This window comes from Ruegeria sp. CE12 (assembly GCF_056537525.1).
The window spans coordinates 281,398-307,127 of the sequence record NZ_JBQFRS010000003.1 but is presented as its reverse complement, the minus strand read 5'-3'; the positions used below and the strand labels follow the sequence as shown (position 1 = coordinate 307,127).

Annotated in this window: 23 protein-coding genes; 12 read left to right on the top strand and 11 right to left on the bottom strand. The window is 56.7% G+C overall.

Features of this window, described 5'->3' with window-relative positions:
* Positions 1-18: 18 nt before the first annotated feature.
* The gene (dut, locus tag ACR0IO_RS10195; RefSeq protein ID WP_480741364.1) at positions 19-474 is read left to right on the top strand and encodes a dUTP diphosphatase; all 456 of its coding nucleotides are present in this window, start codon (positions 19-21) and stop codon (positions 472-474) included.
* Positions 474-1,523 carry a HesA/MoeB/ThiF family protein gene (locus ACR0IO_RS10190; protein WP_480741362.1) on the top strand — a complete coding sequence of 350 codons (1,050 nt, stop codon included), beginning with the start codon at positions 474-476 and terminating at the stop codon, positions 1,521-1,523. Before dut ends, ACR0IO_RS10190 begins: the two co-directional genes overlap by 1 nt.
* Before the next feature lie 63 nt (positions 1,524-1,586).
* Here the strand turns inward: ACR0IO_RS10190 and ACR0IO_RS10185 are convergent, their stop codons facing one another.
* Entirely contained in the window at positions 1,587-2,798 is a 1,212-nt protein-coding gene (locus tag ACR0IO_RS10185) for a trans-sulfuration enzyme family protein (RefSeq protein ID WP_480741360.1), read from the bottom strand.
* Positions 2,799-2,940: 142 nt separating this feature from the next.
* On the opposite strand from ACR0IO_RS10185, the gene ACR0IO_RS10180 reads away from it, so the two are divergent.
* On the top strand, positions 2,941-4,956 hold the full coding sequence (locus ACR0IO_RS10180; protein WP_480741357.1) for a M3 family metallopeptidase: 2,016 nt from the start codon (positions 2,941-2,943) through the stop codon (positions 4,954-4,956).
* A gap of 13 nt (positions 4,957-4,969) precedes the next feature.
* Here the strand turns inward: ACR0IO_RS10180 and ACR0IO_RS10175 are convergent, their stop codons facing one another.
* The 6 genes from ACR0IO_RS10175 to ACR0IO_RS10150 form a co-directional block, all read right to left on the bottom strand.
* Entirely contained in the window at positions 4,970-5,902 is a 933-nt protein-coding gene (locus ACR0IO_RS10175; RefSeq protein ID WP_480741355.1) for a 2-hydroxyacid dehydrogenase, read from the bottom strand.
* Positions 5,903-5,917: 15 nt separating this feature from the next.
* On the bottom strand, positions 5,918-7,057 hold the full coding sequence (rodA, locus tag ACR0IO_RS10170) for a rod shape-determining protein RodA (RefSeq protein ID WP_170332289.1): 1,140 nt from the start codon (positions 7,055-7,057) through the stop codon (positions 5,918-5,920).
* Positions 7,054-9,003, bottom strand: coding sequence for a penicillin-binding protein 2 (gene mrdA / locus ACR0IO_RS10165; protein WP_480741352.1), 1,950 nt, complete (start codon positions 9,001-9,003; stop codon positions 7,054-7,056). Before mrdA ends, rodA begins: the two co-directional genes overlap by 4 nt.
* Positions 9,000-9,536 carry a rod shape-determining protein MreD gene (locus tag ACR0IO_RS10160; protein WP_480741350.1) on the bottom strand — a complete coding sequence of 179 codons (537 nt, stop codon included), beginning with the start codon at positions 9,534-9,536 and terminating at the stop codon, positions 9,000-9,002. Before ACR0IO_RS10160 ends, mrdA begins: the two co-directional genes overlap by 4 nt.
* Complete coding sequence (mreC, locus tag ACR0IO_RS10155) at positions 9,529-10,431, bottom strand: rod shape-determining protein MreC (protein WP_209016367.1); 903 nt, start codon at positions 10,429-10,431, stop codon at positions 9,529-9,531. Before mreC ends, ACR0IO_RS10160 begins: the two co-directional genes overlap by 8 nt.
* 61 nt (positions 10,432-10,492) lie before the next feature.
* Entirely contained in the window at positions 10,493-11,539 is a 1,047-nt protein-coding gene (locus tag ACR0IO_RS10150) for a rod shape-determining protein (RefSeq protein ID WP_005978801.1), read from the bottom strand.
* Between the two features lie 157 nt (positions 11,540-11,696).
* Here ACR0IO_RS10150 and ACR0IO_RS10145 point away from each other — a divergent pair, with 157 nt between their 5' ends.
* The 3 genes from ACR0IO_RS10145 to ACR0IO_RS10135 all read left to right on the top strand — a co-directional run bounded on the left by ACR0IO_RS10145 (position 11,697) and on the right by ACR0IO_RS10135 (position 14,118).
* The gene (locus ACR0IO_RS10145) at positions 11,697-12,488 is read left to right on the top strand and encodes a 23S rRNA (adenine(2030)-N(6))-methyltransferase RlmJ (protein ID WP_480741347.1); all 792 of its coding nucleotides are present in this window, start codon (positions 11,697-11,699) and stop codon (positions 12,486-12,488) included.
* A 220-nt stretch (positions 12,489-12,708) separates the two neighbouring features.
* Positions 12,709-13,602 carry a sterol desaturase family protein gene (locus tag ACR0IO_RS10140; RefSeq protein ID WP_155149955.1) on the top strand — a complete coding sequence of 298 codons (894 nt, stop codon included), beginning with the start codon at positions 12,709-12,711 and terminating at the stop codon, positions 13,600-13,602.
* A gap of 18 nt (positions 13,603-13,620) precedes the next feature.
* Positions 13,621-14,118: a DUF2141 domain-containing protein gene (locus ACR0IO_RS10135; RefSeq protein WP_480741345.1), complete on the top strand. Its 498-nt coding sequence runs from the start codon at positions 13,621-13,623 to the stop codon at positions 14,116-14,118.
* Positions 14,119-14,174: 56 nt separating this feature from the next.
* On the opposite strand, the gene ACR0IO_RS10130 is transcribed toward ACR0IO_RS10135, so the two are convergent.
* A complete protein-coding gene (locus tag ACR0IO_RS10130; protein ID WP_155149959.1) occupies positions 14,175-15,749 on the bottom strand; it encodes a 2-isopropylmalate synthase in 1,575 nt (524 codons plus the stop codon).
* 285 nt (positions 15,750-16,034) lie between these two features.
* On the opposite strand from ACR0IO_RS10130, the gene ACR0IO_RS10125 reads away from it, so the two are divergent.
* Entirely contained in the window at positions 16,035-16,700 is a 666-nt protein-coding gene (locus ACR0IO_RS10125) for an SDR family NAD(P)-dependent oxidoreductase (RefSeq protein WP_480741343.1), read from the top strand.
* A 21-nt stretch (positions 16,701-16,721) separates the two neighbouring features.
* Here ACR0IO_RS10125 and ACR0IO_RS10120 read toward each other — a convergent pair whose 3' ends face one another.
* Positions 16,722-18,215 (bottom strand): MORN repeat-containing protein, encoded by a 1,494-nt coding sequence (locus ACR0IO_RS10120; RefSeq protein WP_480741661.1) that lies wholly within the window; start codon positions 18,213-18,215, stop codon positions 16,722-16,724.
* 155 nt (positions 18,216-18,370) lie between these two features.
* Here ACR0IO_RS10120 and ACR0IO_RS10115 point away from each other — a divergent pair, with 155 nt between their 5' ends.
* The 3 genes from ACR0IO_RS10115 (at position 18,371) to ACR0IO_RS10105 (ending at position 22,130) form a co-directional block, all read left to right on the top strand.
* The gene (locus ACR0IO_RS10115) at positions 18,371-20,029 is read left to right on the top strand and encodes an NAD+ synthase (RefSeq protein ID WP_480741341.1); all 1,659 of its coding nucleotides are present in this window, start codon (positions 18,371-18,373) and stop codon (positions 20,027-20,029) included.
* Between the two features lie 372 nt (positions 20,030-20,401).
* The gene (locus ACR0IO_RS10110) at positions 20,402-20,635 is read left to right on the top strand and encodes a hypothetical protein (protein ID WP_480741340.1); all 234 of its coding nucleotides are present in this window, start codon (positions 20,402-20,404) and stop codon (positions 20,633-20,635) included.
* A 163-nt stretch (positions 20,636-20,798) separates the two neighbouring features.
* Positions 20,799-22,130, top strand: a complete 1,332-nt coding sequence (locus ACR0IO_RS10105) for an NAD(P)/FAD-dependent oxidoreductase (RefSeq protein WP_480741338.1) — start codon at positions 20,799-20,801, stop codon at positions 22,128-22,130.
* Positions 22,131-22,136: 6 nt separating this feature from the next.
* Here the strand turns inward: ACR0IO_RS10105 and ACR0IO_RS10100 are convergent, their stop codons facing one another.
* On the bottom strand, positions 22,137-23,069 hold the full coding sequence (locus ACR0IO_RS10100) for an MBL fold metallo-hydrolase (RefSeq protein WP_480741336.1): 933 nt from the start codon (positions 23,067-23,069) through the stop codon (positions 22,137-22,139).
* A 116-nt stretch (positions 23,070-23,185) separates the two neighbouring features.
* On the opposite strand from ACR0IO_RS10100, the gene ACR0IO_RS10095 reads away from it, so the two are divergent.
* Positions 23,186-23,620 (top strand): DUF1801 domain-containing protein, encoded by a 435-nt coding sequence (locus tag ACR0IO_RS10095; RefSeq protein ID WP_480741334.1) that lies wholly within the window; start codon positions 23,186-23,188, stop codon positions 23,618-23,620.
* Positions 23,621-23,705: 85 nt separating this feature from the next.
* Entirely contained in the window at positions 23,706-25,031 is a 1,326-nt protein-coding gene (gene gltX, locus ACR0IO_RS10090; protein ID WP_480741331.1) for a glutamate--tRNA ligase, read from the top strand.
* A 53-nt stretch (positions 25,032-25,084) separates the two neighbouring features.
* On the opposite strand, the gene ACR0IO_RS10085 is transcribed toward gltX, so the two are convergent.
* The gene (locus tag ACR0IO_RS10085; RefSeq protein ID WP_480741330.1) at positions 25,085-25,654 is read right to left on the bottom strand and encodes a gamma-glutamylcyclotransferase family protein; all 570 of its coding nucleotides are present in this window, start codon (positions 25,652-25,654) and stop codon (positions 25,085-25,087) included.
* Positions 25,655-25,730 lie beyond the last annotated feature (76 nt).

Sequence of the window (25,730 nt, the reverse complement as noted above, 5' to 3'; positions counted from 1 at the left end):
AGAAAAAAGGGTGCCAACATGGTTGCAATTCGTGTGATCCGCGAGGACGGCGCTGATCCGGCGGTGGCGTTGCCTTCGTACGAAACCACAGGAGCAGCGGGTGCGGATGTGCGCGCAAACTTGCCCGATGGCGAGGCGATCGTTCTCGAACCCGGAGAACGCACCCTTGTGCCAACCGGCCTGAGGATCGAAATCCCCAATGGGTACGAGGTTCAGGTTCGTCCTCGCTCGGGTCTGGCCCTGAAACATGGCATCACGCTGCCCAATACGCCGGGGACCATCGACAGCGACTATCGCGGTCCTTTGGGAGTGATCCTTCTGAATGCCGGGCAGGAGCGGTTCGAGATCAGCCACGGCGAACGGATCGCGCAACTCGTTGTCGCTCCGGTGGTTCAGGCAAGTTTTGAAGCTGTCGAGGAACTGAACGTCACTGAACGCGGCGCTGACGGTTTCGGCTCCACCGGTCGCAGCTGATGCTGTTGGTGTTCTTCCTGGCCGCGGCCCTTTGGGGTATCGGCTGGATGGCAGGTGTTTCCAGAACAGCCCGCTCGGCGTCAGTCGCGGTGTTGCTGTTGGGAGTGGTTACTGCTCAGCTGATTTTGCCGGATGGCCATCCGCTGCGAGAAGCCACCGGAGGATCGGCTGCCATGTGGCTCATCCTTGGTGGGTTTGCAGCGCTGGTTCTTCTCTACAGTCGGATGCTAAAGCTTCTGCGTGCACGCGCTGTGCCCACGCAGGACAAGGAGCAGACGATGGCCTCCGATCAATTCAGTGAAACAGAACTGGAACGATATGCCCGACATATCGTTCTTCGGGAACTTGGCGGTCCAGGGCAGAAGCGACTTAAAAAAGCGCGGGTGCTGGTGATCGGAGCAGGTGGCCTGGGCGCGCCGGCACTTCAGTACTTAGCGGCAGCGGGTGTCGGGACAATTGGTGTGATCGACGATGATGTGGTCGAGAATGCCAATCTGCAGCGGCAGGTGATCCACCGTGATACTGATATCGGCATACCCAAAGTCTTTTCTGCGCAACAGGCAATGGAATCGCAGAACCCTAATGTTGTGGTACGTCCTTATCACCGCCGTCTGACTGAAGAGATCGCCTCTGATCTTTTTGATGAGTATGATCTGATTCTGGATGGAACGGATAACTTTGAGACGCGCTATCTGGCGAACCGTACAGCTGTCGCGCGCGGCAAGCCTCTGATCTCGGGCGCGTTGTCCCAGTGGGAGGGGCAGCTAAGCGTATTCAACCCTGCTGAAAGCGGACCTTGCTATCAGTGCATCTTCCCCGAAGCACCTGCCGCCGGTCTTGCGCCTTCCTGTGCCGAAGCCGGGGTCATCGGCCCCTTGCCCGGTGTTGTTGGATCGATGATGGCTGTAGAGGCGATTAAGGTTATTACCGGGGCTGGCCAGCCTCTGGTCGGAGAGATGCTGATCTACGACGCGCTTTATGGTGAAAGCCGGAAGATCACCTTGTCCAAACGTGCAGATTGCCCGATTTGCGCGGCTGTAACCACATGATCCAAGCCAGCCAACCCTGCGTGGCGCATCTGTGATGCGCACAGCAGTGGCGGGAGCCTGTTTTTAACCCAACGCGCGATCCAGATCGGCAATCAGGTCATCGGCATCCTCCAGCCCGACGGACAGGCGGAAAATCCCGTCTCCGGCATAGGCGCGATAGTCCTCCAACTGGGCGTCCCGCAATTTGAACGAGGTCTCCATCAGGCCGTCAGTTCCCATCCAGAAGATAAGACTGCGATGGTGCCCAAGAGATACCGCATAGTGGATAACTTGCAGCCGCTCGATCATCTGCTGTGCGATACGTTCGCCCGTGGCTGCATCGCCAACCTGAAATGATATCATCCCGGACATGTTTGACATCTGTCGTGCCGCCAGTTCGGCCTGAGGATGCGATGCCAGACCGGGATAGATGACCTTTGTAACTCTCGGGTCTGCTTCCAGCCACTCTGCAACGGCGGTAGCTCCCTCCTGATGTGCTCGCATGCGCAAGGGCAGGGTCGATGCCCCACGCGCAATCAGCCAAGCATTGAATGGGGACAGTACACCGCCATGATGAATGCCTGCTTCAGCCCGCATCTTCGCGATCAATTCGGCAGAACCTGCAACAGCCCCACCCACTGCATCGCCGTGTCCGCCGATGTATTTCGTAATCGAGTGCATCGTCAGATCGACCCCGAGCGCGCCCGCATCCATTCCCAGTGGTGACGCAAAGGTTGAGTCGCAGCTCAACAACGCTCCGGCTTCTCGGGCCAGTTTTGAGATCGCCGCTAGATCCGTCAGGCGACCGATTGGATTTACAGGGGTTTCTGTATGGATCAACTTTGTGTTTGGGCGGATCGCGCCCGCAACGGATGCGGGATCGGACATATTGACGGCAGAAACTTCGATCCCCATCCGAGGCAGAGTTTCACGTGCCAGTTCCGCCACGCCTGCGTAAGACACGTCCGATACGATCAGGTGATCACCGGCTGAGAGAAAGGTGAAAAAGATCGCAGACGCCGCTGCCATTCCGGAAGCTGTGGCAAGGCAAGCTTCGGTGCCTTGCAGAGCCGCGATTTTTGCTTCGAGCCCCGCAACAGTCGGGTTGGCCCACCGAGAGTATACATAGGGGCTGTCAGGTGTCAGGTCATGGGCGGAAAACCCGGCGACATCTTCGGTCAGATAGGTCGAACTCATGTGGATCGGTGGTGCCGATGCATTGGTTGAGGCGTCCGGTGGATCACCCGCATGAATGGCCGTTGTCATGATGCCAGCAGTGCGGTTCGTTTTGGTCATGTCCTGTCTCCCTTTCCAACGGACCCTGATTGCTGGGTTCATATGGCGCAAGCGTTATTGCGACAGAATATGACGTATCAGTCGGTCTGCCTCTGGACCATTGTGCCCGGCCTACCTAGCTTGACGATCAAAGGAGATTTGCATGACCAACCCGATCCTGTCCGACTGGAACACACCATTTGAAATCGCCCCGTTTGCCGAGATATCGGATGACGATTTTGCCCCTGCGCTGGATCAGGCAATGCAGGCCCATAACGCTCAGATCGAAGCCATCGCGTCCAATGAGGACGCCGCCACATTCACCAACACGATCGAAGCGCTGGAAGCGGCCGGTGAAGAACTGGACAAGGTGCTGTCGGTTTTCTTCACGGTTGCCGGAGCGGACAGCAATCCAAAGCGGGAAGAGTTGCAACGGGACTTTTCGCCCAAACTGTCGGCGCATTTCTCGGGCATATCCTCGAACAAGGCGCTGTTTCATCGGGTCGCTGACCTCTGGAACCGTCGCGATGAACTGCGGCTGAGCGACGAACAGGCGCGTGTTCTGATGCTGACCCATCGGGGGTTTGTGCGCGCAGGTGCTGCGCTGCAGGGTGACGAAGATGCCCGGATGCAGGAGATCAAATCGCGGCTCGCCTCGCTGGGGACCTCATTCACTCAAAACCTTCTGGCCGATGAGCGGGACTGGTTCATGGAATTGAGCGAGGACGACCTTCAAGGCCTGCCGGATTTTGTAGTGGATGCGGCTCGCGCGGCGGGGCAGGAAAAGGGAACCAACGGGCCGGTTGTCACTCTTTCACGCTCGTTGATCGTTCCGTTTCTTCAGTTTTCCCCGCGTCGGGATTTGCGCGAAACGGCTTACCGGGCATGGACTGCGCGAGGGGCCAATGGTGGAATAACCGACAATCGCGAAATCGCATCCGAAATTCTAAAACTGCGCGAGGAACGGGCAAAGCTGCTGGGCTATGACAGCTTTGCCGATTTCAAGCTGGAAACCGAGATGGCGCAAACGCCAGACCGTGTACGTGATTTGCTGATGGAGGTTTGGGATGCAGCCAAAACCCGTGCTGATGTGGATGCTGACATCCTGACAGAGATGATGCAGGAGGATGGTGTCAACGGGCCGCTCGAGGCCTGGGACTGGCGCTACTACGCCGAGAAGCGCCGCAAGGCTGAACATGAACTGGATGAGGCTGCGCTAAAGCCATACCTGCAGCTGGATCGCATGATCGAAGCGGCGTTTGCCTGCGCCAATCGTTTGTTCGGGTTGGAGTTCGCACCACTTGATGTGCCGCTCTATCATCCGGATTGCCGTGCATGGGAGGTGACCCGCAACGGTCAGCACATCGCGGTGTTCATTGGCGACTATTTCGCGCGCGGCTCCAAGCGGTCAGGTGCTTGGTGTAGCGCGATGAGGGCTCAGGCGAAATTCCCTGAGATTCAAGCGCCTGTCGTCATCAATGTCTGCAATTTCGCCAAGGGTGATCCGGCGCTGCTGTCCTACGACGATGCGCGTACGCTGTTCCATGAATTTGGCCATGCCCTGCACCAGATGTTGTCCAACGTGACCTATGAAAGCATCTCGGGTACCAGCGTTGCGCGCGATTTTGTGGAGCTTCCCAGCCAGCTATACGAACACTGGCTGGAAGTTCCCGAAGTTCTGGCAGAATTCGCTACGCATGCTGAAACCGGTGAGCCGATGCCGCAGGATATGCTCGAGAAAGTGTTGAAGGCCGCCAATTTTGATCAGGGTTTCCAGACCGTGGAATATGTCGCTTCGGCCCTCGTTGATCTGGCGTTCCACGACGGCGCGGCTCCGGCTGATCCGATGGCGAAACAAGCTGAGGTTCTGGCAAGCATCGGGATGCCGCAGGCCATTGGGATGCGCCACGCAACGCCACATTTTGCTCATGTGTTCGCCGGGGATGGCTATAGTTCAGGCTACTACAGCTACATGTGGTCCGAGGTTATGGATGCGGACGCCTTTGCGGCCTTTGAAGAAGCCGGTGGAGCCTTTGATCCAGAGCGTGCAAAGGCTCTGGAAGAGCATATCCTCTCGACCGGCGGATCAAAGGAAGCGGAAGACCTGTATCTGGCGTTCCGCGGGCGTTTGCCGGGTGTTGAAGCCCTGCTGAAAGGGCGTGGCCTGATCGCGGCCTGAACCAGTCGGACCGTCAGTATCCGAGCTGACGGTCCACCAGATGCAAAAACGGCTCACCCGCCTCGCCACGACGGATGTTTTCGCAGATGACTTGCGCCGCTGTAATGGGGCGAGTCTCAGACGCGATATGGGGAGTGATCGTTACATTTGGATGCGCCCAGTACGGATCCTCGGGCGGCAGAGGCTCAGTTCGGAACACATCCAGCGTGGCATGACCGACCTGACCCGAACCCAGTGCTTCCAGCAAGGCATCGTCATCAATCAATGGCCCACGCCCCGGATTGATGATCCGTGCGCCTTTCGGCAACAGGGCAAGTGTTTCGGCATTCATTGTGTTCTCGGTCGCTGGAGTGTCAGGTAGCAGAAGGACAACAATCTCTGCGCGGCTCAGAGCCTCACGCAATCCATCTGCGCCGTGCAGGCAGGTAACTCCGCCGATTTCTTTGGGTGTTCTGCTCCAGCCGGTAACGTGAAAGTTCAGTGCAGCAAGCGCCTGAGCCACGGCCTGGCCCAGTGAGCCCAGCCCTAAAACACAGACCTGCCGCTCTTGTGCAAGCGGGGGCGCATCCGGAGTCCAGACGCCGTCCTGAACTGTTATGTGTTTGTCCATGCCAAGATGGTACCGCAATGTGTGCCCGACCACCCATTCTATCATGCCTTGGGTCAGCCCATGATCCACCATCCGCGCCAGTGGAACGGTCAGGGTCTCATTGCCCGCAATGCTCTCAACTCCGGCCCAAAGGCTCAGCACCGCTTTGAGCCGTGAATAAGGTGTGAAATCCAACAAGCCCCCGTTAGGGGCATAGACCACGTAATCGACCTCATCCGGTTCGAATTCGGTTCCCAGTCGAAAATCCAGACCAGCTTCGCTCAGCCCATTGGTCAATAGTGGTTCATACACAGGCCACAGGGCAGGGCGCGCGGAAAACAGGACGTTTACGGGCATGGGCAGTCTCTCAGTTTAACGGGGACGATGAATATGGGCGCTTTGCACGATGCCAAATGCGGCCATCAGAACCAGCATGGCAGAACCACCATAGCTGACCATGGGCAGCGGGACGCCCACAACTGGTGCCAGCCCCATAACCATTGACATGTTCACGGCAAAGAACAGGAAGAAGTTCAGTGAAATTCCGAGCGTAACGAGCGAGGAAAAGCGGTCCCGTGTCGACAGAGCCGTCACCATGCAGAATATCAGGATCAGACCGTATAGGATCAACAGAGTGATCCCGCCAACAAACCCGAATTCTTCCGCCAGAGTGGTAAAGATGAAGTCTGTGTGCTTTTCGGGAAGAAAGTTGAGGCGCGACTGAGTTCCCTGCATGAAGCCACGCCCGTTCCAGCCACCTGAACCAAGCGCAATCTTGGATTGGGTGATGTGATAGCCGGCCCCAAGCGGATCGGTTGAAGGGTCAAGAAACGTATCGATGCGCCGGAACTGGTAATCTTTGAGCAATTGCCATTCCGTCCCACGACTGTTGAAGACTGTCGCAACCAGCCCGACGCCTGCGGCGATCACTGCTGCGAAGTAAGCCCAGTGTACGCCCGCCAGAAACATCAGGCCGCCTCCGGCCGCGAGCAACAGGATCGACGTCCCCAGATCGGGCTGCTTCAGAACCATGAAAGTTGGGATCAGGATCAGCAGTACCGGGATCAGAACCCATAGCGGCCGAGAGGTTTTGTGAGACGGCAGCCAATCGTAATAGGCGGCCAGAACCATGACCAAGGCGACCTTCATGACTTCGGACGGTTGAAGCCGCATGAACCCAAGGTCGATCCAGCGTTGTGCGCCCATACCGATTGTGCCGAAGAGTTCCACGAACACCAGCAGGGCAATCGATCCAAGATAGGCCAGTACCGACATGTTCCGCCAGAACCAGATCGGGACCAGAGCGATGATGAACATCACCGTCAGACCAAGCCCGAACCGTTCCATCTGTGGCTCGGCCCAGGGCAGCCATGAACCTCCTGCCACCGAATACAGCATCAGGAAACCTGCGCTGGCCGTACTGATCAACAGCAGGGTAAGGGGCCAGTTCATGTACAGGAATTTGCGGAACCCCGATGGCGTGGATTTGACGGCGTATTCAAGATAGCTCATGCGCGGTCCTTTTCATCCGGACGCGCCTTGGGACGACGATCGCCCTCCAGCCGTTTTTGCTGCTCCTTGATACGTTCGCGATCTGCTACCGGATATGCCTCAAGCGGTGGAGTACCGTCATAGAGAGCCTGCAGCATGATGTCCCTTGCAACAGGAGCTGCCGCTTTGGAACCGCCACCGCCATGTTCAACGACCACGGCGATTGCGTATTTGGGGTTGTCGTAGGGGGCGAAGCTTACGAACAGCGCGTGATCGCGGCGTTCCCAAGGCAGGTCTTCGTTGCGGATCACACCCGCAGCGCGTTCGGCCTTGGTGATGTTGCGCACCTGGCTTGTTCCGGTTTTCCCTGCCATGCGGAAATCATCAGCGATGATACGGCTGCGATAAGCAGTGCCGCGCCGGTCATTCGAAACCGAGAACATCGCCTTACGCACCTGTTCCAGATTGTACGGATTGACGGCAAGGGGTTCGCCCGCTCCTGACGGTTGCTCAACCCCATCGACCGAGCGAACCAGACGTGGGGAGACAGCTCGCCCTGTGGCAAGCCGTGCGGTCATGACCGCAAGCTGCAAGGGAGAGGCGAGCATGAAGCCTTGCCCGATGGACGCGTTGGCCGTGTCACCCACCAGCCAGTCCTGACCGTGCACCCGCTGTTTCCATTCCTGGTTCGGGGCCAGACCTGCGGCGACCGCAGACATGGGGATGTCATGCCGGATACCCAGACCGAAGGTGCGAGCCATGTCGGAAATCTTGTCGATCCCAACTCGCAGGGCAACATCGTAGTAGTACACATCGCAGCTGCGCTTCAGAGAGGTCTCGAGGTCAACCGTGCCATGCCCACCACGTTTCCAGCAGTGGAACCGGCGGCTGCCGACCTTGAGGTGCCCGGGACAGTAAACCGTGTTGGCGGGACCGATTACACCCGCCTCAAGCGCGGCCAGAGCGGTGATCATCTTGAACGTCGATCCCGGCGGATAGGTGCCCTGAACGGTTTTGTTGGCCAGTGGGCGGTATTTGTCCTGTGTCAGGGTCCGATAGTCCGCGACAGAGATACCGCGGACAAACAGGTTGGGATCGAAGCTGGGCGCTGAACTGATCGCCCGGATATCTCCGGTTTCACAGTCAATAACGACGGCAGCCGCGCTTTCTCCGGCCAGACGGGCTTGAGCGTATTGCTGCAGATTGGCGTCGACTGATAGCTGCAGGTCCGCGCCTGCCTGTCCTTCCTGACGGTCCAGCTCACGCATGACGCGGCCAGTGGCATTGACTTCGACACGTTTGGCACCAGCTTTGCCGCGCAGCGAGCTTTCTTGCTTCGCCTCAAGCCCGACCTTGCCAATCTGAAATCGCGGAATGCGCAGTACCGGTTCGGGATCCTGTATCTGGCTTAGGTCATAATCACTGACCGGGCCGACATAGCCCACTACATGCGCAAAATCCTCATACCGGGGGTACTGACGCGTCGAGCCGACCTCTGGGGTGACACCCGGCAGTGCAGGTGCGTTAACCGCGACTTTGGAGATATCTTCCCATGTCACCTGATCCGCCAGTGTGACGGGAAGAAACGGCGCTGAACGGCGCATTTCTGTGCGTGCGCGCTCGATCTCATCCTCGTTCAGCGGGATCAGTTCCGACAGCTTGGCAATGACCTTGTCGACGTCACCCGCATCTTCGCGAACAACTACTATGCGGTACGAAGGTGTGTTTTGTCCGATGACCTGACCATTCCGGTCATAGATACGACCGCGGGTTGGTGGTATCAGGCGGATGTTGATGCGATTTTCTTCTGCCAGAAGGCGATATTGATCGGCCTGATCGACCTGCATGAAACGCATACGGGCTGCTAGCCCGCCAATAAAGGCTGCCTGAAGGCCGCCCAATACGATAGCACGGCGTGGCAAGCGCTTGTATGCAAGACCCTCTGATTTTGGCTTTCGCTGTTTCATACCCGTGCTCCCGTAGCACCTGCATCCGCGGCTGAGATCCGACGCACTCCAAACACACTCTGACTGATCAATACGATCAAAGGATAGGCCAGGATGGTCAGGATTAGCTGGATCATAGCAGGGCCCAAAGCGACTTGCTGAACAGACAATATGGAAAGGATAACGCGATCTGCCAGGAAGACCATTGCCGTCACAACTCCGATTGTTGTCCATTCGCCGACAAAACCAGCGTCCCGCATGCCCGGTGCCGCCGAGCGCAGATATGCTGCCCCAAGGACAACCAAAGCAGCCAGCAGCCCGGGAGGGCGCTGAAACAGAAGATCAGCCATTAGCATCACGATGGCGATACTGAGCGTTGGCACATACTCGGGACGACGCAGCACCCAGACAAATGTCAGTGCGATCAAAATGTCTGGGAAAGGCCAGCGATCTGGTTTGGTGTCCAGAGGCAACAAATGCAGAAACACCACCAGTATGGCGAGTGCGAAATACATGCCACGCATGAGCCAGAGATGTGAGGTGGCTTTATCCATCGCCGGCCTCTTCGGGTGTCAGCGCGGCCTCAGGGCGTTGTGGCCCCACGATGCTGCCAGGGGTACGAATTGGGGGCGCAGATTGATAACGAAGTACGCGCAGGAATTCCAAGCGTTCGAAATCCGCCGAAAGCCGAACGCGTAGCCTGCCGCCCGGATCAACCGTGATCTGACCAATCAGAAGACCAGCCGGAAACACACCGCCATCGCCCGAGGTGATCACCCGATCGCCGGGCCGGACCAACTCTCGATTTTCCAGAAACTCGACGACAGGTGCTGAGGTGTTATCACCCGCGATCAATGCTGTCTGGCCCGAGGGCTGTATGGTTGCCGGAATCGCGCTCGAGGCATCGGTCATCAGGATGACACGGGCTGTATCAGAGCCAACACCAGAGATGCGTCCAACCAGCCCGATACCGTCCATCGTAGCCCAGCCATCCACGATCCCGTCGCGCTCCCCGACATTCAGGAGTACCGACTGACGGAAAGGGGATCCGCTATCGGCCATCACCACACCTGTGATGTAGGTCAAACGCGGATCAAGACGGACATTGTTCAGGTCAAGCAACCGCGCATTTTCCTGCTCGAGCTGTAGTGCTGCCTCTTTCCATGCGCGCATCAGGCGCAATTCGCTGCGCAGTTCCTGATTTTGTTCGCTGAGGCGCTGATAGCTTTGGAAGTCCCGGACCAGGTTGACCACCGCAGTAACCGGCACCATGGCCCATTCCATCGACGGCACAACTGCATCAACGACCTGAGCGCGAAACCGTTCCACGCGGGGGCTGTCGATACGCCACACCAGAAAGATGCCCAGCAGGCACAACACAACAATCCCCAGGAACAAGCGGCGCAAGGGGGTTGCGTAGTCGTCGCGCTGTGATCGGTCCTTTGCCACAGGACTCCTTCCCGTGCTGCTCGCGCCCGATTATACACCCTCAGTTCTAAGGGTGCGCGCCTTAGCTTTCGTAGTCAATCGCGTGGCGCAGTTGTTTTTCGTATTCCAGCGCTTTGCCGGTGCCCAAAGCCACACAATTCAGGCTTTCATCGGCAATCGACACGGCCAGACCGGTCTGTTCGCGCAGCGCCAGGTCCAGATCACCCAACAGCGCACCGCCACCAGTCAGCATCACGCCGCGATCCACAATATCCGCCGCAAGGTCGGGCGGAGTGGTTTCCAAGGCGGTCATCACCGCCTCGCAAATCTGCTGGACGGGCTCGGACAAGGCCTCGGCGACTTGCGCCTGGCTGATTTCGATTTCCTTTGGCACACCGTTCAGCAGATCGCGGCCACGGATGTGCATCGACTGTCCACGGCCATCGTCAGGCATACGCGCTGTGCCGATAGTTGTTTTAATTCTCTCAGCGGTCGATTCACCGACCAACAAGTTTTGCTGACGGCGCAGGTACGAGATAATGGCTTCGTCCATGCGGTCCCCACCAACACGCACCGAACGGGCGTACACGATGTCGCCTAGCGACAAGACCGCAACTTCGGTTGTACCACCGCCGATATCGACGACCATGTTGCCCGTTGGGTCGGTGATTGGCATTCCGGCCCCGATTGCAGCTGCAATGGGTTCGGCGATCAGGCCAGCGCGGCGTGCACCGGCAGACAGAACCGACTGACGGATCGCGCGTTTTTCAACAGGTGTCGCGCCATGTGGGACGCAGACGATGATTTTCGGTTTCGAAAAGGTCGACCGCTTGTGCACCTTGCGAATGAAGTGCTTGATCATTTCCTCGGCTGTATCGAAGTCGGCGATCACACCTTCGCGCATCGGGCGAATGGCTTCGATCGAGCCGGGGGTACGACCCAGCATGAGTTTGGCGTCTTCACCGACGGCCAGAACTTTCTTGACACCGTCCTTGACGTGATAGGCCACAACGGAAGGTTCGGACAGGATAACGCCGCGACCCTTGACATAGACCAGCGTGTTAGCAGTCCCAAGGTCAATGGCCATATCCGCTGTGAACAGGCCGCCCAGATTGTCAAAGATCCCCATATGTCCCCTGATCCTGTATGTCAGATTTTTTCTACTGCCCGCGACTCGACGGTTCCGGGATGGATGACTTATAGGGTGCCACGACGCCCGGTAAAAGGCCTGATTCCGCGGTAATCAGCACCTTTCCGCCTCATTAACAGGGACTTTAGAAGGCAAAATGCTCTCATATCAACATATTTACCACGCGGGAAATCTGGCTGATGTGCATAAGCATGCCCTTTTGGCGGAAATACTCGCTTATCTGACCCGGAAAGATAAGCCGCTGACCTATGCCGAAACCCATTCTGGGCGGGGGTTGTATCAGCTGGATTCGGACGAAGCCGTTCGGACCGGCGAAGCCTCGGCCGGTATCGAGCGTGCCTTGCTTGAGGGCTGGTTCGAAGAGGATCACCCTCTGAGCCGTGCAATCTCCGGCGTGAAAGATCAACATGGCCGATCTGCTTATCCGGGTTCTCCCCTGATCGCGGCCAGCCTGTTGCGGCCACAGGATAGTTTACACTTGGCCGAGCTACATCCGCAGGAATACCGGGCTCTTAAAAACGCGGTCGCGCCTTATGGAGCCAGGACCTATCAGCAAGATGGATTTGAACTGGCGCAATCTTTGCTACCGCCGACACCGCGTCGGGGGATGCTGCTGATCGATCCTAGCTACGAGGTTAAGGCCGATTACGATCGGTTGCCAAACATCATCACAACGCTGAACCGCAAATGGAATGTCGGGATAATTGCCCTTTGGTATCCGATCCTGACAAACGGACGCCATGAAGCCATGTGTGATGCCTTGCGGAAACGGGATCTGCCAAAGGTGCTGCATCACCAAGTCCGGTTTCCTGCCGCGCGTGAGGGTCATGGCATGGTCGGCTCGGGCATGTTTATCGTGAATGCGACCTATGGATTAGAAGAGGCAGCCGGGCGACTCGACGCGCTTTTCGCTCGTGTTCAAGCTTAGTTCCCTTAGGTAACTCCACATTTTCTGACATTTGCGCACGGTCCGCTTTTGTGGGTCGATGCCTCTGTTTTCGTTGCATTTTACTGGCTGCCTTGTCGCGTATCTACGTCAGGATGTAGTCGCGGCCTCTCTGAAAGATCAGGTGGTCCACTTGATTTCCCAGGCTAGTTCAGTAAGTAAATTGTCACACCTGACAATAAACAGGAATTGGGACATATCCATGGACTTCCTAAGCCGCCACATCAGTGACTTTCATCTGAGTTACTGGGAAACTTTTATCAATAACTGGTTCTTTGTCTTTGCATTGGCGTTTTTGGCATTCGAGTTGCTGCGCTATGCCATCGTCAAAAAGCTGAACTGGGAAATGGTGGGCGATACGGTCACCAATTTCATCACGCTCGCGTTCTTTATCGGGATCAGCTTCGTTTTGCTGGCGGGCTTCTACATAGGTGCCTATGTCTGGGCCTATCAGTTTGCCGTGTTCGACATCCCAACGACATGGGCGTCATTCATCATCGTGCTGATACTTGCGGATCTGGCCTACTATTGGGAACACCGTATCCTGCATCGCATCAACTTTCTTTGGGCGACGCATTCGGTGCATCACAGCTCGCCGTTCTTCAACATTTCGGTTGCATATCGTCATGGCCCGCTGGATGGTTTCTGGCCGCTGTTTTTCCATCTGCCGCTGGTACTGCTGGGGTTCAATCCGTTCATGGTTCTGATCGTAGAGTTGCTGGTGCAGCTGTATCAGACCGCCCTGCACACAGAGGTTATCGGAAAGTTGTGGCGCCCAATCGAATACCTCTTCAACACGCCGTCGCATCACCGGGTGCACCACGGATCGAACCGTAAGTATCTGGATAAAAACTATGCCGGTATCTTCATCATCTGGGACCGTATGTTCGGCACCTTTGAGGAAGAAAAAGAGGATGTTGTTTACGGTCTGGTCACCCCGATCGACTCGGTAAATCCTTTTGTCGCCTTCCTGCATGGTTTTACCCGACTCTTCAGAGATGTTTGGAACATGCCGGGCTTCCGAAACAAGCTGGGCGTTCTCTTCGGACCTCCTGGCTGGCAGCCCAAAAAGAGCCAGCGAAAGCCAGCGGAATAATACGAAGGACTGGATGAGATGCCAAACAATACGCAACGCATCGTCGCAGCCATCGCAACAGCCGGGCTGTTCATTGCCGGGGCCTGGTTTGCCTCCGGCTTTCGCACGGATATCGCCGAGGCATCTGCTTCTTCAACCGGCGTGCAGGATCACCAGGGTTTGATCGTGAACCTGCACGGGGCACGTAGCGACAAGGGCAACATCATCGTCATGGCGTTTGATCAGCAGTCAGCGTTTGACAGCATGGATTACAACAACGCGGCCGGATATCTCGAGGCTCCTGCGACGGGGCAACCGCAACGGTTCGACTTTCCGGACCTCAACAACAACTACTACTCCGTCATCGCGTTTCATGATGCAAACGGTGACTACGATCTGAACTATGATGCGGAATACACCCCGACCGAGGGGTATGCGGTGTCAGGCATGAATGACCTGCATGACAACCCGGTCTTCTATTACTCGCTGGTTGAACCGGGGAAACCGGTCGACCTGACACTGTTCTACTGGCCGTAGCCAGATCAGAAGAAATGCAAAGGGGCGGTCCATGATAGGCCGCCCCTTGTTCATTCTCAGGAAAGATCCTTGTACGAGATTTCTCGTGCATCCGCACCGGGACCGGCCTTTTCGCGCCGGACGATCAGGCGATTCAGCGCATGGATGTAAGCCTTGGCAGATGCAACGACCGTGTCGGTGTTGGCCGACTGCCCGGTAGCGATCATACCGTCTTCTTCCAACCGGACCGAAACCGTGGCTTGCGCATCGGTTCCCGCAGTCACAGCATGTACCTGATAAAGCTGGAGATGCGCCGTATTTGGGTGAACCACCCGTATAGCGCGAAACGCCGCATCGACGGGCCCATCGCCGGTTTCGGTTGCGATGATCTCTTTGCCGTCCACTTCCATCTCGATGGTTGCTTCGGCTTTGCCAACCGTTCCACAGGTGACTTTCAGTGAAACCAGCTGCAGATGATCGTTGCCGTCGTCATCGTCCAGAGTCATCAGGGCGATGATGTCGTCGTCGAAGACCTCCTTCTTGCGGTCGGCCAGCTCCTTGAACCGAATGAAGATATCCTTGAGCTGGTTGTCACCAACTTCGTAACCCATCGTATTCAGCTTATCGCGCAACGCGGCCCGGCCCGAATGCTTGCCCAAAGGCAGGGATGTGCCGGACAGACCGATATCCTCGGGGCGCATGATCTCAAAATTCTCGCGGTTCTTCAGCATACCGTCCTGATGGATGCCGCTTTCATGCGCGAAGGCATTCTTACCAACGATGGCCTTGTTGAACTGGACGTTGAAGCCCGACACCGTCGCGACCCGACGCGAGATATGCATGATCTTGGTCGTGTCGATGCCGGTGTGCCAGGGCATAATGTCGTTGCGGGTGCGCAGCGCCATCACGACCTCTTCCAGAGCAGTGTTGCCAGCGCGTTCACCCAGACCGTTGATGGTGCATTCGATCTGACGGGCGCCACCTGCAACCGCAGCCAGTGAGTTCGCGGTCGCCATACCAAGGTCGTTGTGGCAGTGGGTCGCAAAGACGACCTCATCCGCGCCCGGGACCGTTTCGATCAGGCGTTTGATCAGGTCAGCGGATTCCACCGGAGCAGTGTAACCCACTGTATCGGGGATGTTGATCGTCGTGGCGCCCGCCTTGATCGCAATCTCGATCACGCGGCACAGATAGTCCCATTCGGTTCGCGTCGCGTCCATCGGTGACCACTGCACGTTTTCACACAGGTTGCGCGCGTGGCTTACGGTTTCATGGATCTTCTCGGCCATTTCGTCCTGCGTCAGGTTCGGAATGGCGCGGTGCAGCGGCGAGGTGCCGATGAAAGTGTGAATGCGGCTTTTTCCGGCGTGTTTCACCGCTTCCCAGCAGCGGTCAATATCCGCAAAGTTGGCGCGCGCCAGACCGCAGATGCGGCTGTTCTTAGAACGCTGCGCGATTTCGGATACCGCCTTGAAGTCGCCCTCGGAGGCAATGGGGAAGCCCGCCTCGATAATGTCGACGCCCATGTCGTCCAGCAGCTCGGCAATCTCCAGCTTTTCGGCATGGGTCATGGTTGCGCCGGGGCTTTGCTCGCCGTCGCGCAAAGTGGTGTCAAAGATCAAGACGCGGTCTTGGTCGGTCACGTTGGTCATGGGAATCTCTTTCTTGTCTGTCCTAAAGCCTATGGCGCGCTGGCGTCCTCCTCTGAGCGGGCGCGCCGGATGGCACGCTCAGAGGCGGATTAGGATCAGTAGGCCACGCAGATCGGCACCACGAAACGCGGTGTCGGCAAAAGGGATATCTGCGCGGTTGATCATGAGGCGGAATTTATACAGAGCCCGCAGGGAATGAAAAGGACCAAAATGCCTTATTCTTCAGCTGAACAATTCTTTTCAACGCTCATTGATCTGATTGGGTGTGCGCCTAGGTAGCAGTTCATGAAAACAGCACTGATCATTGGGGCGACGGGCGGAATCGGTAAGGCTATGTGTAGCCGGCTTGCGCAGCAGGACGTCTCGGTTACGACTCTGTCGCGGTCGGGCGACGGGTTTGATCTGATGATCCCGGACATGGTCGAGCAAGTCTTAAGTGCTGTCGAAGGCCCGTTTGATCTGGTGTTTGTGGCCAGTGGAGCGCTGGAAATCAATGGCGCTGCGCCCGAAAAGACACTGCGCGCACTGTCGGCCCAAGCAATGATGGATCAGTTCGCCCTGAATGCAGTTGGGCCCGCGATGGTGCTGAAACATGCGAACCGACTGCTTCCCAGAGGCGGTCGATCTGTAATCGCTGTTCTCTCGGCAAGGGTGGGGTCGATTGGAGATAACAGGCTCGGCGGTTGGGTCAGCTACCGCGCTGCCAAAGCAGCTGTGAACCAGATTGTGCACACATCTGCGATTGAGTTGGCCCGAACGCACAAGGAAGCCATCTGCGTGTCCTTACATCCCGGAACCGTTAAAACAGCCTTTACTGAAAAGTATCTGGGGCGGCATCCGTCGGTCGAACCGGATGAGGCTGCAGGAAACCTTCTGCGCGTGATAGATCAACTGAGCCCATCAGAATCGGGTCGGTTCTTTGACTGGGCGGGCAAACCGATCCCATGGTGATCCGGTTGAATCCTGCCGATACTAGCTGTCAGAATTGTTTGTTTCCGTAGGCTGCTCTGTCTGAGCGGGCGCTTGTTCGGTTGCTTCCGGCTCGGTGGTGACTGCATCTGGTTCGCTAGCAGCTTCTTCAGAAAGCGCACCGTTTTCCCAGACGCCGGTTTCTTCCTCGCCATTCACATAGCGCATGGTGCCGTTGCCCTGGCGTTTCGCGTCTACAAAGCTGCCTTCGTAGATGTCTCCGTTTGAATAGGTCGCGATACCGACACCGGTAATTTTTCCTTCTTTCCATTCGCCGGTGTATTTGAAGCCGTTTGCCATCACGATCTCGCCCTGACCGTGGCGCTGCCCCTGGGCAAAATCGCCTGTATACACGGTGCCATCGGCATAGGTGGTCTTACCCTTGCCTTGCCGCGCACCTTCGACCCAATCACCATCGTAGACCGTGCCATCTGCACGGGTCAGAACTCCTTTGCCATGGGTTTTGGCATTCTTGAACTGACCCTTGTAGATGGTACCGTTCGCATAGGTTGCGACGCCCCGGCCATCGATCACCCCGGCGATCCAGTCGCCATCATAAGTAGAGCCATCGGGATAGGTGATAAGCCCCTTGCCATCGGCCAGATCGGCGCTGAAATCACCTGTATAAACCGAGCCATCAGGATAGGTCAGTTCACCTAATCCTTCGATCTGCCCGTTGGTCCACTGACCGGTATAGATATAGCCGTCGGTTCCGGTGAACGTTCCCTGACCGTGACGCTGATCATCTACGAAATCGCCCTCATAGACATCGCCATTTGCGTAAACCGCTTTGCCTTTGCCCTGACGACGCCCTTCGATCAGGCTGCCTTCGTAAACATCGCCATTTGCCTGCGTCAGCCGCCCAGACCCGGTGATCCGGTCTTCGGACCAGTCGCCGGAATAGGTCATGCCATCTGGCAGCGTAAGATCACCTTTGCCGTGTCGCTGTCCGGACAGGATATCTCCTTCATAGACACCGCCGCTCGCGTAAGTGATTTTGGCTTTGCCTTGCCGAACACCGTCTTCCCAATCGCCGTCGTAGATATAGCCATCGGCATCCGTCATCACGCCCTTACCGTGGTGACGTGCATTCCTGAACCCGCCCTCATAACGCATGCCGTTTTCATATTGCGCTATGCCCTGGCCATTGATTGCGCCATTGGACCAATCCCCTTCATAGGTCCCGCCACCAGCAAAGGTGATCTTGCCTTTCCCTTGGGGCTGACCCTTGGAAAACATGCCTTCGTAGATCGAGCCGTTGGCGTAGCGGGCTGTGCCTTCGCCCTGAATCTCACCTTCGACCCATTCACCGGTGTACTCAAAGCCGTCAGGCAGGCGGTACGTCCCGGTCCCGTGGCGCAAGCCGTTCTCGAATGTACCCTCGTAGACGCCGCCGACGTCGTCATCCGCAACAATAACCTGCTCCTGTTGGGCAACAGCAGCCTGTGCCGTCAAGCCAAATGCGAAAACAGCAATCGAATTGCGAATTACATTCATGGTCGTTCCTGCCTGCCCGGTCATCATCGGTTGTTTGCGTTGGCGCAAAACTAAGACACAGGCAGGGGCAGAGCAACGTGTTTTGCCGCATTTGCCTTTTACTCGCTGCATGATCTGCTAAATCCCTTGTGGACTGACGTGGGCAAGAGGGCAAAATGGCCAATCGTTTCCGTATCTCGCTGGCGCAACTAAACCCCACTGTGGGGGATATTGAGGGGAACGCTGCCAAAGCACTGTCCGCGTGGGAACAGGGCCGGATGGCTGACGCGGATCTTGTTGCACTGCCTGAGATGTTCATCACCGGCTACAACACGCAGGACCTTATCGTTAAGCCCTCGTTTCATTTTGCAGCGATGAAAGCGGTTGAGGAATTAGCCGTTAAATGTGCTGACGGTCCGGCGCTTGCGATTGGCGGACCATGGGTCGAAGACGATAAGCTGTTTAATGCCTATCTGATCCTCAAAGGCGGAAAAGTCGCCAGCAAGGTTCTGAAGCATCACTTGCCGAATGAAACAGTGTTTGATGAGGTCCGGTTGTATGATGCCGGTCCGATGGGTGGGCCATATGCCGTAGGCAACACCCGGATCGGCAGCCCGATCTGTGAAGACGGTTGGCATGAGGATGTGGCTGAGACGCTTGAGGAGACCGGGGCGGAATTTCTGCTCATCCCGAACGGCTCTCCGTATTTCCGGAACAAATATGATATCCGACTGAACCACATGGTGGCGCGGGTTGTCGAAACCGGATTGCCGGTGATCTATCTCAACATGGTGGGTGGCCAGGACGATCAGGTATTTGATGGTGGCACCTTTGGCCTGAACCCGGGCGGAGAGCTCGCGTTCAGGATGCCGGTTTTTGATGAGGCCGTCACGCAGATTGAGTTGGAGCAGGGAGACGAAGGCTGGCGGATTGTACCTGCCGAAGTGGCACCGCAACCGAACGAGTGGGAGCAAGACTATCGCGCAATGGTACAATCCTTGCGCGACTATATGGCCAAGACCGGGTTCGGTAAGGTTGTATTGGGCCTGTCAGGTGGGGTCGATTCCGCGTTGGTTGCGACGATTGCCGTGGATGCTATCGGAGCCGAGAATGTACGCTGCGTGATGCTGCCGTCTGAGTACACCAGCGACGCATCATTGGATGATGCCGAAGCAGTGGCCAAGGCACTGGGCGTTCACTACGACTACGTACCGATCTCTGAAGGCCGCTCAGCCGTGACAAACACACTGGCTCCGCTCTTTGCTGGGCGTGAGGAAGATCTGACCGAAGAAAACGTTCAATCCCGTCTGCGTGGTCTCTTGCTGATGGCAATCTCGAACAAGTTTGGCGAGATGCTGTTGACCACCGGCAACAAATCCGAGGTCGCTGTGGGCTATGCCACGATCTATGGCGATATGAATGGCGGCTACAATCCCATCAAGGATCTTTACAAAACCCGCGTGTTTGAAACCTGCCGCTGGCGGAATGCCAACCACCGCGATTGGATGAAGGGGCCCGCAACCGAGGTCATCCGGCCTTCTGTCATCGACAAACCCCCCAGCGCCGAGCTGCGTGCCGATCAGAAAGACAGCGACAGTCTGCCGGACTATCCGGTTCTGGATGCCATCCTGGAAATTCTCGTCGATCAGGACGGGTCGATTGCAGATTGCGTGGCCTCCGGATTTGACGAAGCTGATGCCCGTCGCGTTGAGCACCTTATCTACATCAGTGAGTACAAGCGTTTTCAGTCTGCTCCGGGTACCCGTTTGACGAAACGCGCGTTCTGGCTGGATCGACGGTATCCGATTGTGAATCGGTGGCGCGACCCTAACTAGATCTCAGATTCTATCGGGTGGGATATGGGGAAACTCACCTAGTAAAGGGTTGGGTTCCTTCCGAATTGTTCACGTGGTGGGTTCAGTGGTTATTTCAGAGCTGAATTGTTTCTGTTTGAAAGGTTTTCGGGCGATGAATGGGCGCGAAGCGCCTTGCTTGAGTGCCATTTTCTCGCCATAATTTAGATCCAATGCCGCCCGATGTAGGGCGATATTGACGCATTGCGATTGGGTGGGTTGAACCATTTCGTACTGCGCTGGGAATACAGTTTCTGGTGGTGCATCTGAATTTCGATGCCGGTTAAATGTTTTGGTGATCAAATGGTTGATAATTATGATAAGCCCCTGCACGCTCCATTGAGATGGAAAACGATGGAGTCCCCTGCGCGCGATCTTGATGAAGCGCGTGTGGACGCAGCTATTGCTGACATTCTGGGTGACGGAGTTTCAGCAGCACAGAAAGACACATCCGTCGAGCAAGATGATCGTTCTGAATTTCCGGAACTGAGTGCTCAGGAAACACTGGCCGCTCAGACACCGGATCAGAATTCTGGTGTTGCGGCAATCATTCGTCAGAAATGGGCTGAGTTTTCGGGCGCTGCCTGACCTTCGCGAACCTGTTCTGAGCAAAGCCAAAGCGCTTGCCGCGCCTGTTATCGGCGTATTCGCCACACGTGCGAAGATTTCCTCTGCCAGCTTCCTTTCGCCATTGCCTGAATTCTCATCTTGAGCATCCTTGGCGGTCCGAGCGATTGAAAATGAGCGGTAGATGCCCGGCCCAAAACCCAACCCAGTAGAACCAGATCTTTGCTTGCCCAAAGCTGTGGATGTCGTCGTTATCGGCGGTGGAATCATCGGGACATCGACAGCATTTGAGTTAGCCGAACGCGGTTACTCAGTTCTGCTCTGTGAGAAGGGGCAGATCGCGGGTGAGCAAAGCTCTCGCAACTGGGGATGGGTGCGTCTTGGTATGCGGGATCCAAGAGAAATCCCATTGATGCAAGAGGCCATTCGCATCTGGCAAGGTCTTGACGAACGGATCGGTCGCAAGACGGGTTATGTTCAGTCGGGTATATTGTTTGGTGCATCCGGAGAGCGTTCGGCAGGGAATTTGCACCGATGGCTGGAAAACCTTGAAGGGTATCAGACCGGAGCAAAAATGGTTTCGGGTTCTGAGCTGGACGATCTCTTGCCGGACAATACGATGGGATTGACCGAGGCGTTATACACTCCGCAGGACGGTCGCGCCGAACCGCAATGGGCGGCCCCGGCAATTGCGGAGGGTGCGCGCGACAAAGGCGCTGCAATCATGACCAGCTGCGCGGTTCGCAGTATCGATGTTCAGGCGGGTCGCATCGCAGGTGTATTTACTGAGCGTGGGCGCGTGGTGTGTGAGCAGGTCGTGCTTGCTGGTGGTGCCTGGTCGCGCCTGTTTGCTGGAAACGCCGGGATTGAACTACCGCAACTGAAAGTTCTGAACACGGTTCTGCGCACATCTCCGGTGGAGCCGGGACCGCAGGCCGCGCTCTGGTCCGATGACTTTGCCGTTCGAAAGCGCGCAGATGGGGGGTATACGATTGCGTCGGGGCACGAAAACACCGTCGACATCGTACCCGACAGTTTCCGGCTAGCGCTAAGGTTTCTGCCGGCCTTCAGGCAGGAATGGCGATCCCTGAGGTTTCGCCTGTCCCGTCGCTGGCTAACCGAAGCTGGGCAGGACAGGTCATGGCTGCCTACCGATGTAACACCGTTCGAACATTGCCGTGTGCTGGACCCGGAACCTTCGCAAAAGGCGCTAAGACAGGCTTGGGCGAGCGCGAGAAAGGCCTTTCCGGTTCTCGAACAGGCTGAGATCGTTCAAAGCTGGGCAGGAATGATCGATGTAACGCCCGATGCAATCCCGGTCATCTCGCATGTTGATGACATACCGGGGATGATCATCGCGACCGGTTTTTCGGGCCACGGATTTGGTATCGGGCCGGGCGCAGGCAGGCTGGTCGCCGATCTGGCGACGCAGACCACACCTTGCGTTGATCCGACAGCTTTCAGGCTGTCCCGTTTCACAGACGGCTCAAAGATACGGCTAGATCCGGGTTACTGATCAATCTCAGCCCATCATCTGGTAGCTAACCGGCACGAAACGGAACCCGTCATTGCGGGTTTCAACGTAACCGGCAGCGGGGAAGGGCATGTGGTAGCCGATCATCGGCACCTTGTCGGCAGCCAGCAGGCCCAGCACATTGCGGCGTGACGCAGTCGCTGCGGCCTTGTCCATGTCAAAGCGGACTTCCCATTCCGGATGCGCAAAGGACCAGACATAGTGGTTGGCTAGATCCGCAGTCAGGATCAAACGCTGACCGTTGCTTTCCAAATGATAAACCATGTGTCCCGGAGTGTGACCAAAGGCTGCCATTGCTGTCACGCCCGAAGCCACATCACCACCGTCTTCGATGAAGGTCATTTTCTCAGCCAGGGGTGTGACTTTGGCAGCAACCAGATCGCCAACCCGATTGCCCGCGTCCTGTGCAGCCCAAAAGTCGTATTCCGGTGCTGCCGTGACATAGCGTGCATTCGCAAAGGTTGGGGCGTCATTGGTTGTCATGCCGCCGATGTGGTCGGGGTGCATATGGGTCAGGACGACAACATTGATATCTTCTGGTGCGACACCGGCATCTGCCAAAGCAGCCTGAATTCCGCCCTGTCCAAGGCCAGTGTCAAACAGGATCAGTTCGGACCCTGTGTTGACCAGCGTTGGCGTAAAGAAAAACTGCGCTACGTCCGGTGAAATGAAGTTGTTGGCTGATACACGGGCAAAGTCCTCGTCAGATGCGCCGCCGCCAAAAATCTCCTGCGCTCCGTCTCGCGGAAGGCTGCCATCCAGCAACGTGGTCACAGTGAAATCACCCAGCTGAAACGATTTTGCTACTGTCGAATTGGCCTTGGTTTCCTTACCCGCGGCCAGAACGGGCGCAGCGGCTGATGCAAACGGCAATGCAGCGGCGGCCCCGAGTGCGGCCCGGCGTGTCAATTTGATGGTCATATTCGTTCTCCCTGTCAGAACATGATTGTGAGAATTAGGTCGGCGCGTGAGTCTTGCCACTTTATACGCCATTGAAATGGGCTGCGTGGTTGAACATTACGTGTTAAATTTTGTTAATGCCGCGATCCCAGAACAAAACCGTTCAAACAAAGCAAAGCGTCGACAGCTTTTTGTCGGGTGTATCGCCATCCAAAAAAGCGGGCGAGGCACGGGTGCTGGACGCGCTGTTTCGAAAGGTGACCGGGTTTGAACCGGTGATGTGGGGCCCTTCGATCATTGGCTATGGCAGATACCATTATCGTTATGCGTCAGGGCGTGAGGGGGATTTTCTGGCTACGGGATTTTCACCCCGCAAGGCTGCGCATTCCATTTATATCATGCCCGGCTACGCGGATTTCGGGGGTATCCTGTCCCGTTTGGGAAAACACAAACTGGGCAAGTCATGTCTGTATGTGAACAAGCTGTCGGATATAGACCTTGATGTTCTTTCTGAACTTATCTTGGCCGGGCTGGAAGATCTTGGGAGCCATTGGCCGGTTGAACCCAATTGAACTGATGTAAAACAAGACGTCTCCGCAGGCGCTGCTGGACAAAATCGCGCTCATATGAGATGAGCCGCGCCAACAGGAGACACCTATGACCACCACCCGTTTTGCCCCGTCGCCCACCGGTTACATCCATGTGGGCAACCTGCGCACCGCCCTGATGAACTATCTGATCGCCCGCAAGGCTGGCGGCACGTTCATCCTGCGCATCGATGATACCGACCCAGAGCGGTCGAAAGAAGAATATGTCGATGCCATCAAACAGGATATGGAGTGGCTGGGCCTGCATTGGGACAAGGTCGAGCGTCAGTCAGAGCGGTTGGACCGTTATGCCGAGGCCGCCGATAAATTGCGCGAGATGGGCCGGTTTTATGAGGCGTTCGAGACACCGACCGAGCTGGATCTCAAGCGCAAGAAACAGCTGAATATGGGCAAGCCACCGGTCTATGACCGCGCCGCGCTGAACCTGTCTGATGCTGAAAAAGAAGCACTGCGCGCCGAACGTGGAAATGGTGTCTGGCGCTTTAAGCTGGATCATGAGCGGATTGAGTGGACTGACGGCATTCTGGGCGACATCTCGATCGATGCGTCGTCGGTTTCTGACCCGGTTTTGATCCGCGGCGACGGTCAGGTGCTCTATACGATTGCGTCAGTGGTTGATGATACCGAGATGGGTGTAACCGATGTTGTACGCGGCTCGGACCACGTGACCAACACTGCAACGCAGATTCAGATCATTGAAGCACTGGGCGGCACATGCCCGCGTTTCGCACACCATTCGCTGCTGACCGGGCCACAGGGTGAGGCGCTGTCGAAGCGTCTGGGCACTCTGGCCCTGCGCGATCTGCGTGAACAGGGCGTGCAACCGATGGCTTTGCTGAGCTTGATGGCGCGTCTTGGCTCTTCCGATCCGGTTGAACTGCGTTCGGACATGGCTGAACTGATCGAAGGTTTTGACATTCACCGGTTCGGTGCGGCGCCAACCAAATTTGACGTGCAGGATCTGTTCCCACTGACCGCCAGACATCTGCAATCGCTGCCTCTGGCCGATGTTACCGATGCGGTCGCTGATGCAGGGGTTCCGGCAGAGCTTGCTGAACCGTTCTGGGCGATGGCACGCGAGAACATCACCACTCTGTCCGATCTCAAAGGCTGGTGGGAACTGTGCCGTGATGGCGCCGAGCCGCTGATCGATGAAGAAGATCGCGAATTCATCGCCGCTGCAGTGGCCCTGCTGCCCGAAGGACCGTTCAACGGCGAAACCTGGGGTGAGTGGACCAAGGCCGTAAAAGAGGCAACAGGCCGCAAAGGCAAAGGCTTGTTCATGCCACTGCGTAAGGCACTAACCGGGATGGAGCGGGGCCCGGAAATGGCGAGTTTGCTTCCATTGCTGCAGGTGATCCGCGCGCGCGGATAACTGCATACGGACAATTCGAGACATAAAAGGCGGGGTATTTTACCCCGCCTTTCTTATGCTATCTCCGAAATCCTGGCAGAAACCTGCTTGAGGCGATCATCCACGAACTCCGTCTCAGATGGCTTTAGTTGCTGGTGACGCGGATAACGGGGCGCAGGTCGGTCGTTTAAGATAGGCGCGTCCCACCCGTCTGTGGTGGCAAAAAAACGATCAGCACCTTCGGTCCCGAAGGCTCGCAGGTATCCCTGAACCACAACGTCGATATAGCTCAGCAAAATCGGATGGGGTCCATCAGGTGCATTCTGTCGCTCTGCCGGTACTGCATAAACGGCGATCTCAACTTCCTGCTGCAACGGATGTGAGATCGACTGCGTCGCGGGGATGCGATCATAGGCCCATTCTCTCTCATCCAAGGCTGCCCAGTCATTCCGGGGGACATGGGCGATCATGCCGTCAATCTCGCATTCGGGGGCGGGGATCGCAGTCAGAAACGCGACCGGGCGCAGGTCTGTATGCCGCCATGCCCGCCGCCAACCCTTAAGACGCGCAGGTCGCGGGTCTGGAAAATCATGCGTGGAGAGATTCACGAGGCTGCCGTAGCCAAAGAAATAGGGGTCTGCCATATCCAGCGGCGTCCTTTCTGACGATTGATGTATGTCAAACCGCTTTTTTGCAGGACATGCAATAAGGCTTCATCTT